Annotated in this window: 9 protein-coding genes; 4 read left to right on the forward strand and 5 right to left on the reverse strand. The window is 43.2% G+C overall.

The features are described from left to right. Positions 1-369 precede the first annotated feature (369 nt). Together A3756_RS12445 and A3756_RS12450 are read left to right on the forward strand one after the other, a co-directional pair. A complete protein-coding gene (locus A3756_RS12445; RefSeq protein WP_068511422.1) occupies positions 370-1,431 on the forward strand; it encodes a 1-aminocyclopropane-1-carboxylate deaminase/D-cysteine desulfhydrase in 1,062 nt (353 codons plus the stop codon). 14 nt (positions 1,432-1,445) lie between these two features. Continuing rightward, positions 1,446-2,264 carry a sterol desaturase family protein gene (locus tag A3756_RS12450; RefSeq protein ID WP_068511425.1) on the forward strand — a complete coding sequence of 273 codons (819 nt, stop codon included), beginning with the start codon at positions 1,446-1,448 and terminating at the stop codon, positions 2,262-2,264. A gap of 28 nt (positions 2,265-2,292) precedes the next feature. Here A3756_RS12450 and A3756_RS12455 read toward each other — a convergent pair whose 3' ends face one another. Continuing rightward, positions 2,293-4,305, reverse strand: coding sequence for an SDR family oxidoreductase (locus tag A3756_RS12455; protein ID WP_068511427.1), 2,013 nt, complete (start codon positions 4,303-4,305; stop codon positions 2,293-2,295). A 313-nt stretch (positions 4,306-4,618) separates the two neighbouring features. On the opposite strand from A3756_RS12455, the gene A3756_RS12460 reads away from it, so the two are divergent. Further along, positions 4,619-6,400: a hypothetical protein gene (locus tag A3756_RS12460; RefSeq protein WP_068511430.1), complete on the forward strand. Its 1,782-nt coding sequence runs from the start codon at positions 4,619-4,621 to the stop codon at positions 6,398-6,400. A gap of 65 nt (positions 6,401-6,465) precedes the next feature. Next, a complete protein-coding gene (locus A3756_RS12465; RefSeq protein ID WP_068553600.1) occupies positions 6,466-8,598 on the forward strand; it encodes a hypothetical protein in 2,133 nt (710 codons plus the stop codon). A gap of 21 nt (positions 8,599-8,619) precedes the next feature. On the opposite strand, the gene alr is transcribed toward A3756_RS12465, so the two are convergent. The 4 genes from alr to A3756_RS12485 form a co-directional block, all read right to left on the reverse strand. After that, complete coding sequence (alr, locus tag A3756_RS12470) at positions 8,620-9,780, reverse strand: alanine racemase (protein ID WP_082865236.1); 1,161 nt, start codon at positions 9,778-9,780, stop codon at positions 8,620-8,622. Next, the gene (dnaB, locus tag A3756_RS12475; protein WP_197469892.1) at positions 9,777-11,156 is read right to left on the reverse strand and encodes a replicative DNA helicase; all 1,380 of its coding nucleotides are present in this window, start codon (positions 11,154-11,156) and stop codon (positions 9,777-9,779) included. The genes alr and dnaB overlap by 4 nt, the downstream gene beginning before the upstream one ends. A 186-nt stretch (positions 11,157-11,342) precedes the next feature. Beyond that, the gene (gene rplI / locus A3756_RS12480) at positions 11,343-11,789 is read right to left on the reverse strand and encodes a 50S ribosomal protein L9 (RefSeq protein WP_068511437.1); all 447 of its coding nucleotides are present in this window, start codon (positions 11,787-11,789) and stop codon (positions 11,343-11,345) included. Between the two features lie 69 nt (positions 11,790-11,858). Then, positions 11,859-12,513 (reverse strand): hypothetical protein (locus tag A3756_RS12485; protein ID WP_231875533.1); only part of this gene is annotated, 655 nt, incomplete at its 5' end.

Consider the following 12,513-nt stretch of genomic DNA (forward strand, 5'->3'; position numbering starts at 1 on the left):
CCAACTACGATTCGCACTCTCGGTATACTCCACATAAAAAATCCCTTTCCCAGCTTTTAGATCCCTATACCCTGAATTCCCTTCTTCCGCCGCGTGATACACTGCGGCACATGCACTTAACAATACAGACAAAGCAGTAATTGCTATAAACCTTATCTTTTGCATAACAAACCTTGCCTTAATTTTACGTAAAAAGTGTCGAAAGCTAATCATTCAAGTATACAAGAACTACGAATTTTGCCCAAGCGGCCTTTAAGGTCGCAATATGTCAATAAATACCTAAAGAATAATTCTACGCTAGCGCAGCTCTAATATTTATTATCAAACACAATACTTATCAACATTAGTACAACAAACAACAATAATACGATGAACAAAGCTATTTTTGAACATTTCCCGGAACTTAAAAGTGCCTGTCCTTGCTTGAATTTTGCAGACCTTCCTGCACCTATCACAAAATTTGGAGGACCTCCTTCTAATATATGGATAAAAAGAGACGATTTAAGTCACTCAGAATACGGAGGAAATAAAGTTAGGAAGCTTGAGTTCATCCTCGCCGATGCGTTGGAAGCGAACAAGAAGCGTATTTTAACATTTGGAGCAATCGGCAGTAATCATGGCGTTGCGACCACTTATTTTGGCAGTAAGTACAAGCTTTCTACCAACATTATATTATTCGATCAGGCCATATCAGACACCGTTCTTAACAATCTTCGGCTAATGTGGGAACTTGGTGCAAAACTGGACTACAGAAAAACGATCGCTAAAACGGCTTTCCATTTTTATCAACGAAGCTTGTTTGAGAAAAGGCAGACTTATAGCTTGTTCGCAGGAGGCTCAAATGTTGTTGGCTGCCTCGGCTTCGTCAATGCTGCTTTTGAACTGAAAATGCAAATTGATGCTCAGTTAATTCCCGAACCTGACTATCTATACTGTCCTGTGGGTTCTAGCGCAACACTTGCCGGCTTGACCCTTGGCTGTAACTTACTGGGACTAAAAACCAAAGTCATTGGCGTTCGTGTCGCCCCATCGCATCTCGGCCCCATTGAAACTTGCACAGATAAAACTATTGCTAAACTGATGATGAGAACGGCTAATTATTTAAAGCATCGATCCGACAAGCTGGAAATAAAAAAAGCGCCCCAAATACACTTAAACAATTATTTTTTCGGTGATGGCTACGGTTTAAGCACCACAGCAAGTAAGGCCGCGCTCAAGCTATTTGCAGCTCATCATATAAACCTCGAATCAACCTATACAGCGAAAACTGCGGCAGCAGTACTGAGTCACGCTCAAGCCGAGAAAGATAAAACTTTTGTCTATTGGCACACGTTCAACTCTCGTGACACCAATCTGCTACCAGCTAGTTCAAAAACCTATGCACTCCCCCAAGAGCTTAAAGCACTACTGACACCCAACACGAGCCTATAAGGGACTAACGAACAATGATAGAACAACTCAACGAACTATTTGAACTGTATCAAGACCCTATGTTTTTAGCCTTTCCCGTCGCGACACTCGCCCTGAGTGTCGGTACTTTTCTTGTCGTTGCCACCCCCTGGACAATTCTTGCTTGGCTTGACCCAGATTGGGCAAAGCCCTATAAAATTCAAGACAAACCCTTCCAGGTAAGAAAATATTTCTGGCCCAATATCGCTAGAATCAGCTTCAATTCGCTGATCATGCTTGTGCTCCTCATTATCTTTTGGCCAATTCTCCGTTATAGCGATATTCACGAAGGCCCTATACCAGCTTGGTACGTCTGGGTAATTCAAATTATCTTTTTTCTTTTGTTGGATGACTTTCTTTTCTATTTAATGCATCGCTGGCTACATGAAAACAAATGGATGCTACGCAAGGTTCACTCGGTCCATCATAGAATTCACAACACCTGCGCATTAGACGGTAACTACTTTCATGTTATCGAGTTCATCTTGATCGGCAGTCTAGCCATGCTCGGCCCTATTTTACTTGGCTGCCATCTTTATGTGCTCTATGCCTGGATTATTATTAGAAATATTGAAGCCGCTGACGGCCATGCAGGCTATGACTTTCCATGGAATCCTTTGCGGTTTTTGCCTTTATATGACGGCCCGGTTTACCACGACTTTCATCATGCACGCTTTAAAGGCAACTATGCCGGGGCGCTTCATTATCTGGATAAGTATTTTGGCACGTACATAAAAGAATATTTACGCTATAAACAAGAACACAAATACCCTGGATCAGAAGTAAAAAACGAAGCACCCGACAGAATTAACTAGCTCAAAAATATCACTACTGATGACAGCCCTATAAAGGTGAGTTCGGCACAATACTTGTCAAAAGCGCCCTATCCAAGCCCATTTCGGGGTACTCTCCTTGCTCATCAGGCCATATTTGATAAAGGTAGTTATAGATCTGGGTTACTAATTCTGGCGCATATAAAGATATAGCCCCCAAAAACAGGCCCATTCCGGTAAGTTGCTTTCTGGGCTTATCTATCACCGCATCAATAAACATTTGTGCCGCATCCTCGGCGCTTACCAGGTCGGCATTTTTATATTCTTTCGTTGGCGCAACCATTTCGGTCTTAACCAAGGGGAATTTTATCGAGGTGACACTTATATCCCGGTTAGCAAACTCTGCAGCCAGTGAGTCACACAACGCATCCATAGCAGATTTGCTTGCCATATAAGGCCCAAAACGTGGCGTGACAGCCATAGTACCCATTGAAGAAGAATGAAGAATATGCCCTCCACCATTTTTGACCATGGAAGGAAGAAGCCCCAAAATCAAGCGCGAAGCCCCAAAATAATTTAACTGCATCGTTCGCTCCAAATCATGGAAACGCCCTTCAGAGCGAGAAAGAGAACGACGAATTGAGCGTCCAGCATTACTAAACAAAACATCAAGTGAAACGTACTTATCCTCTATATAGGTAACAAGCGCGTCACACTCATCAAAATGGGATAAATCACACGTATAGATGTCGATTCGTTCTGGGTCTACACCGCTGGCAATTAATGCCTCTTTACACTCATTTAGTTTATCTTGATGCCGGGCAACCAGAATAACTCGAGCACCATAACTCAGAGCCCGTTTGGCGCTCGCATAGCCAATTCCACTTGAGCCGCCTGTAATTAAAACAGTTTTATTTTTAAGGGCGAGTTCAGCCAAGTTCTCTCTGTTCTTAGCAGGGTCCAAATAGCGATTGTAGTAGTCCCATAACAGATCGACATAATCTTCAAATGCTGGGGCTCGCAAGCCCTGTTTAACTAAAAGTTTCTGTGTTGAATCTGCACTAAATTTCAGGCCTGGCATTAGTGCTGAAAAGACTGACGAAGGAATACCTAGCTTTTCGAAAAGTCCATCGAGAGCGATCTGAACTGCCTTCAATTGCTTTAGCATACCTAGTTGCTTAAACACGCCACCTTGTATACCTGAAGACCTTACAGGCAAAGAAAAGCCAACTTTTGGACCATCTGCTGCACGAAGAATTTGCGTAAAAGCTTTATGTAAAGGTAGTGACTGCGTGCCGGTCAGGTGAAAACAAGTTTGCCCCCCCAAGTCCTCAGACTGACTCAAGAGCAATATAGCTTCAACAAGGTAGTCCCGAGGTACAACATCGAGATTTGCCTTTAACTTAGGAACAAGGATTGGCACCCATGAAGGTAAATATCGCTTTAAAAAACTTACTAACAGGCACATATAGTATGGCCCATCGATTTTATCAATCTCACCGCTTGTTGAGTCGCCTACTACTGCAGAAGGCCGATAAATCCTTAAGTCCATATTATGCTCATCCCTAAAACGACGGGCACAAGCCTCGGACTGAAATTTACTCAAATGATAGGTATGCGAATGCTCCTGACCTTCATCGAACATATCCTCGGAAAAGGTGCCCTGAAAGTCTCCTGCCACAGCCATCGAGCTGAGCATATGAACTCGACCAGCAAAACCTGAAGAAACCAGCGTGCTAAACAAACGCTCCGTACCTTGGACATTCGTTTCCATAACGAGTTTTTCAGGCGCCCCCAGATCGTACACTGCTGCAAGGTGAAAAACATGATCAAAATCTGAAAAACTATATAAAGTCTTATCGAGCCCCATAAACTGGCTATTTAAATCGCCACACCAAACATCCAACGAAGAACCATTGTCTAGCACTAAGGATAAAGCTCGCCACTTAGAAATAAGTTCGCTGCATTTTTCAGTATCAGGATTCCTCACCAACACAAGCAAATCATGCCCTTGCTTAAGAAGACCTTCTACCAAAAGTTTCCCAATAAAACCTGTTGCTCCTGTCACCAAACACCGGCACATAACTGTCTCCTATTATTATTTTTTGAGTAGGAATAGATTTGAATTATTAGATATTTACAGCTTAGATGGAAGCCTGACTTACACTTATGGCTAACTCTGTTTACTTTGATAAATGCAATTTAAGGGAATACTAAATCAATTCAACGAGCCCAGTGACGGTCAAATTGAACCTGAGCGACCTTAATAGTGTGAACCTTATCCCATTCATTTTTGTTAGATTTTTTTTCACTATGTAAGACAGATATACTCAGTGGTTAATTGTATTTACATGCCCTAATAAAATCATCATTACATAATCAGGATGCATTCGCTAATGAGAGCTTTATTGCCTAACCTTCACTCTTTGCTAGGATCGCTAACACTGCCACTAGGCATTTTCTTTTTGACGGCATGTACCACCGACCATAAGACGCCTGTGGATCCACCTGAGGTGAATACCTATAACGCCTATATTAATACTGTTGATAACACTATCAGCTACTACACTATCAAGAATGACAACCTTATAACCTACAAGCTCGCCGATTTTGCTGAAGCAACTAACGACTTTCAGACCGCACTAGCTTTCGACATAGATGAAGAAAAACAAGGTTTCGAATACATAGCCTATGTAACGAGAAACTCGCAAGAAGAAAGCGTTATAAACCTCTTCGATCTCGACAAAGCCAACAATAACAAACATTATGTATTAGCAAATCTAAGTAGCCATATTTGTGGTATCTCAGCTATTAGAATGCCTACAACCCACGCTTTTCAAGACCGAAAAGAGTCCAATGTCAGCACTAAACACCTTCCTGAAATCATCCTTCATGTTTCGGCTTCAACCGCTTGTGATGGCGATATTTTCTATGAAAAAATTGATTTTTCTACTCTGATTGATGAGAACATCTTCACAATCTTTGAACACAGCGTCGTTTCTGAGGGAAAACAAGATCCCGAGTTAGTTATTGACTACGATTCAGCAAAAGTAATTTCATCAGTATGGCAAGGAAACTATGGCTACCTTAGCTATAACAACAACTCTTCCGAACTATCTTTTAACTATGCAGAAATAGACCGTTTTAACGAAATACAAACAATAGAATGGAGTACACAACTCCCTTTCACAGAACCCCTTACTTTTACTCAAGTATCAAATAACAAGATATTGGCCCAGCAAGGATCTAACTTATTTGTTATACCAACTTCATATCTATTTACTGTCGATGACCCAACAAGTAGCTCAACTCCTATACAAGCACGCATTAACGCTATATTTGATACGCCAACATTAACGCTCAACGGTTATACAAACCTTACCCTTAATACCAGCCAGCCAGTTCAGCAAAGTAACTTTGTAATCCAGGTTGAAAACGACCTTTATCTATACGAAAGTGATCGGTTTGAGCTTATTTATAGTAATAGCAAGAGTACGGAAGATGTTTCGCTAACTTATCGACTAAACAGCGCAAACGAGTTGCTACTACTTACCGAAGAGACTGGAAAAGATGACTTGCTAACTGTCATTTATGAGACAGGAAACGAGAGCAATATAGATGAGTCCGAAGAAATTTCGATTTACATCAATGACGATACATTCCACTTCAACTCCTACAATAGCGAGTCAGGCTCACAAGCGCATATTTTGACGAAAAAGAACAGCAACTACGAACCAACAAGCTTCGAGGAAAGCACCCTCATTTTTGTTAAGGATATGAGAAATCAAGATGACTTACCTTTACTCATATCATCGTCGCCAGTTAAGAATGTTAGTGGGACGCGGCAGCTTTCTGGAGCCTATCTGTATAAATATGATGAAGACAAAGATAATGGCCGTGCGCTGGCACAGTCATCACGAGAGAATGAAAATGGGAATAAAGAGCACCGCTCCGTTGACTTTAGCTACGGTATCTTCCATGAATTATCAAACCTCGAATTCATGAATGGAAGCGTCATCAACGATTATTATAGCTTTCTAAACTTTGAAGCGACCTACTCTCTTGAGGGGGTCGAGCAGCGCGCCAATTTCAGCTTCATTTTTAACCCCAGTCAAGAAACACCAGATCCTGATATTGAAGATCAATCTCTATCGTTATTATTAGTCGATGGCATGTAGTTTTTGAGCAGCGTTCATTGAGTTTACGCATTTACAAAAGGAATAGGGTTACCAAGCAGATGAAAATGCATTCACGACTTTTAATATTAGCCATTTTGATGATGGGTATAGCAGCTTGCTCTGAGTCAAACAAAACCACCACCGAGTTGCCACCAATAATCGAAAATTTGAACTTTCCATTTATTAAAAACAACTCACTATATGAGTTCGACCCGGAATCAGGCGAAAGCAAGATTGTAGAAGCCCATTTTACCGAGGACAGCGCAGCGCGACTTTCTCTATTCATTGGGCCAGACGATGAAAACCCAACTTTAGTTAGCTCTCCTGAAGGCCACATTGTATATCTAGACACCGACGAGGCAGAAGAAGTTCAAGGTGACGACAGCAATTCTTCACTTATACACACCTTGCTTCCTGAGCTTATTGCTTACAGCAAAGGTTCCTCTATATTTTTATTCGAATTAGTGACTCGCTATGCCCACCCAATTGTCAATTTTGAGCCTGTGGATGGCAAGCCCCCTCTTATTTGCGATATTCGGCCGTCTCTAACCCTTGATGAAGAAAACCGACTCATTGATGAGATACTGTACAAAAATGAACATAAACTATATGTAAAAACAGCACCCGAGGACTGTGCTCTCAGCACATTCAATTACTACCAAATTGACCTAGAACAAGACCCAGATACCGAGTATGAGATTCGCCGTATATCTATCAATAGCCATACTCATGTTAGTAGCCACTCCCATACTCATACAGATGACCATGACCACGATCACGCCTACGAAGCTGGCGAGATTGGCGATGATGGCTTGCCTTTCGACCCTAACAACCACCCTCACTACCACACCCACGAGCACGATTTTTTCTACGGTAACCACGAAGAACATTTATACCTAAGTAAAGAGGAAATAGATGAAGTCCACTCTTTAGCAAGCAACCAGGAAACCTCGTTTGAGAAAAGTCAGGCCTGGGTTGGACGAGTAACAAATTCAAGTGAAGCCTTAATGTACGCCGAGCACCCGGTTTATAACACCTCAACCAAAGAGTTTGGCTACCTTGGATTTAACTACCTAAAGAATCAATATGAATTCTATATTAAAGAATCTGATCGTAATTTTGACACTCTCGAATACTCATTTGGTCTTACTGAGCTTGGCGTTGAGCTAATCAACCGAGACCCAAACTATAAGAATAACCAAGATCAATGGTTCACCTATATTGAGAATGCTATTCTGTTCAGACATAACGACGCCTTAATTAAACTCCCCACTCTAGCAATATTTGATCGCGGCCATGTTGAAGAACGTGAAGATCGCTTTGAAACACCAATTTTTGTATTTCAAAACCCTGAAGACTCTCAACTTTCCTATCATCAAGAGACTGATAGACTGTATATACGTGACGGACTTAATCTTCATATGATTGAAGGTGTATCCACCGAAGAGACCCTTACCACGCTCAAGGAGTATTCAGCGGCAGAAGTAGAAGACATTCGAATGATCAGCACATCGCAGAACATCATCATTCGCAAGTTTTTTGCTGAAGATAACCAGCAATCTAACATCGACTCCAGCTCCTCGGTCCAGTTAACCGGAGATCTAGGTCTTTTTATAGAATCGGCAGGGCTTCCTTCATCAGATACTTATACGAGCTATATTGAGGGCAGCGACGACAACATACTCATTCACCTCGAGCGTGAAACTGACGGCCAGCCACAATTGTTTGCTCAAAATTTCGACAGCGAACTCTATACAAGTCATTTCCCAGATATTGCGAACTCAATATGGGGACGAATTTCCAACTTATTTGATAGCTCGGGTGCCCCCGTAGAACAGGCTATCATCAACTCAAATGATACGACATTACTAAGTGTTGGAGAGAAAACTATTCCCGCTCTCATTAACCCTAATATCTATCAGTATAATCAAGATCATGACTTGGGGCATGGCGCTCTAATAGGGACTTTGCCTGGCAACATCGCAGAGGTTATCGATATTGACATAAAGAGCCAATTTCATGGTGAGGTGAAAGTTAAAGATAGCTATGAACATGACGCACCGGTCAAGACCTACTTCTTTCCGAGCAGCCTTTCTTTCATCAACCCGACAGGCTCTTTTGGCGACATGAAGTTTATGTATGACGATACTTCTGAAGAACCATCAGAGAGCGAAGAACTCCTCGAAGAAGCACCTTAAAAAGGCCCAGTGGCGAATACTCTATTCGCCACTCAACAGCCTTGGAACACGAGTAGTAATACTACAAAATAACTCGTAGGCAATCGTACCAGCCAAAGATGCAAGCTCGTCCGCCTTAATATAATCCCCCCACAGCTCAACAGGACTGCCAAGACCACAAGAAGGAATATCCGTTATATCAATTGCCAACATATCCATCGATACCCGCCCTACAAGCGGGGCTCGAACAAAGGATTGTGACGCGGAATCAAAAACCGCTACCGGCGTTCCATCTGGTGCATGTCGGGGATAACCATCACCATAACCGCAAGCGACTGTTGCAATTCGTGATTCACGAGATGCTCGCCAGCGGCCGCCATAGCCAACACGCTCTCCGATAGAAAGCTCTCTAACAGCCATGATTGCAGACTTTAATTTCATCACCGGCTTTAAATCAAAATTCTGGTCTTGCTTCTCTGGTGACGGCATTGCGCCATATAAGATAATACCAGGTCGAACAATATCTTTATGGCTATGAGGATAATATAGAATACCACCGGAGTTAGCCGTGCTCAGTAAGAGCTCATCCGACTCAATATCTTGTATAACAGAATTAAAGCGCTGAAGCTGCTGATCTACCTGCTCCCCCCCTGGCAAATCACTTGCTGAGAAGTGCGTCATACAAGCATAGAGCGAGAGGTACTGATTTGACTCAATTCGCTTCAATGCAAGTGCAAAGTCCTCGCTATTCATACCCAGGCGATTCATTCCGGTATCAAGCTTTAAGCAAACTTTATACTCAGAAGCCTGAGTTTGATTTTCAAACAGCGCCAACTGCCATAAGCTATGGACCACCCAAATCACATTGCTTGTATCCTCGATACAGGCCTTAGCAAAAGGTCCTTCAAGTACCCATATTCGATTAGCGAGCTGAGCCTCACGCAATTGGCGCATTTCTTCGGGAATTGCCACTGCCAAGTCATGCTGGCCAGCAAGCCTTGCCATCTCGATCAGACCATGACCGTAGGCATTGGCTTTAAGCACCACCATTAAAGAAGTAGCCTTCGATATTTCTGCTGCACGCTTTATATTATGACGAAAAGCCTGCCCGTCTACTTCAAGATATAATGGACGACCGCCTGAAAAGCCCTCACCCTCAAGACACAAATTAACACCTTCTGCCCGCCTAAGCTTTTCGATCAAAACTCGTTTCCATAATCAGCGTGAGACAAATCATTAAATTTAGTATATTGCCCCTGGAATGATAATTTACATTTACCAATCGGCCCGTTACGCTGCTTACCAATGATTATCTCGGCCATACCTTTATCAGGGCTATCCTCGTTATAATAATCGTCACGGTAGATAAACATAATAACATCGGCATCCTGCTCGATTGCTCCTGACTCACGCAAGTCTGAGTTCATAGGGCGCTTATCCGGCCTAGACTCCAAGCCACGGTTTAACTGAGACAAGGCTACCACCGGACAGTTCATTTCCTTCGCCAAAGCTTTTAAAGATCGCGATATCTCAGAAATCTCTGCTGTTCTACCTTCCGTCATGCCAGGAACCTGCATCAGCTGAAGGTAGTCGATCATGATGAGACCTATATCCTGCTTAATTTCTCGCGCGACACGCCGAGTTCTAGATCGAACCTCCGTCGGGCTCAAACCTGCCGTATCATCAATAAAGAGGGGCTTGTCTTTGAGCATGCTCACCGCAGAGGTCAAGCGTGGCCAATCATCCTCTTCCAGCTTACCGGAACGTACTCTGGTTTGGTTAATCTGCCCTAATGAGGAGATAACACGCATTAGTATTGAGTCAGCCGGCATTTCCATACTAAATACTAATACAGGCTTCTCTGCTTTAATTAAGGCGGCCTCAACCAGGTTCATTGCAAAGGCCGTTTTCCCCATCGAAGGTCGAGCCGCAACGATAACCAGGTCCGAAGGCTGAAGACCGGAGGTCATCTCATCCAGGTCTCTAAAACCCGTCGTGACACCGGTAATACCACCCGAGGCATTAAACAGCTCATCAATACGTTCTAGCGTCTTGGTTAGGATAGGGTTTACTGATTGAGGCCCTTCACTGTCTTTCCCACCACTATTCTCAGCGATCTGGAAAACCTTCCTTTCAGCCTCATCTAGAAGCTCTGAGGTTGTCCGCCCCTGGGGGTTAAAAGCACTGTCTGTAATTTCTCCCGAGGCACTTATTAATCGTCTAAGTACTGCTCGCTCATGAACGATTTCTGCATAGGCCCTAACGTTAGAAGCGCTTGGCGTGCGCTCGACGAGCTGCCCCAGATAAACCATACCGCCAGCATTTTCGAGCTCGCCCATTTGTTCAAGCTCTTCAGCAACCGTCACTACATCTAGAGCATTACCACCCGTCGCTAACTTAGCAATTACTCGATAAACCAAACGATGATCTTGACGATAGAAATCCTCTTCCAGGACTTTGTCACCGACTACATCCCACTTACTGTTGTCCAGCATCAAGCCACCCAGTATTGACTGTTCCGCTTCGATTGAGTGGGGAGGTATTTTTAGTTTCTGTGTATCCTGATCAAGTACTGACAAGACTCTCACCTCTGATAGATCATAAAAGTGCAATGCTTAGTTTTGTAGAGCATAAATGAATACGGCCCGAAATATAATATATATTCGGGCCGTATCAGAGAGTAATTTATATTTTCAAATCACTCTACCATGGCAACGTTTCTTACCATGTTTAGTCAAAGCTATCTGACTACTTATTTCAGAAGCTTATTCCGCAACAATGATCAATTTAATGATCGCTGTTACTTCACTGTGCAATTGAATCGCAACATCAAACTCACCAACGTTACGAATCGCACCTTCAGGAAGACGAACTTCTGATTTAGCAACTTCAACGCCAGCAGCCGTTACTGCATCCGCAACATCGCGAACACCAATTGAACCGAATAACTTACCTTCGTCACCCGCTTTGGAAACGATAGTTACTTCTTTCTCATTCAATTGCTCAGCACGCGCTTCAGCAGCAGCAAGCTTCTCAGCAGCAGCTTTTTCAAGCTCAGCACGACGTGCTTCAAACTCAGCAACATTTGCTTCATTTGCCGCTACAGCTTTACCGTATGGTAATAGGAAATTGCGACCGTAACCTGCCTTAACAGTTACCTTGTCACCCAAACCACCTAATTTTCCAACTTTCTCGAGTAGAATAACTTCCATCTCGTGATCCTCTATTTTCTAGATTTCTCAAATTAGTTTCATGTAACTAATCAGCGTTTCATGCTTTTACTATTCTGGCGCCTGCATTCTAGCTCTAAAGTCGACCAAACTATCTAGTAAGGCTAACAAAGCTATCAGCATCAATACAGTTGGAAACAGCAATATGGCCGAGAAATAAATGCCAATTAACCACTGCCCGCCAAGCTTTCGCTTCGCTATCACGGCATGCACCAAGGCAAAACCGCAAACCATAATCGGAACCACAGCGACTGCGATAACCAAGGCAGGACTCACGCCCAGCACAGGTAAGATCACAATCAACAAAACCAGGCCCATCACCATACGCGCAGTTAAGCGTATCTGGTGAAACTCCTCTCGCCAACCACCCGGGTTATACAAGCTTGCCTGCCAGGATCGCGCTAAAAACAGCGATATAACAGCCATCCCGAAAAAGGATGAAGCAAAGCTTGCTACCAGTAGCAATTTGAAACCTTCTTGTAAATTAGCATCGTATTCTTGCTGCGACTCTTCTGCGAGCTGCTTAAAGAACTCTTCAGCCAACCCCATTAGGGTTTCAATCAACTCTGGCATAAGATAAGGAGCAACAATGCCTGTAAGCAGGCTAATTACTCCTCCGGCAGCCAGAGTGGCTTGCCAGGAGACGGTTGATCTTAATATCGCTGCCATAAGCAGAACCGATATTAGAACCACCAGCGCTCCGGGA

This window comes from Oleiphilus sp. HI0086 (assembly GCF_001635225.1).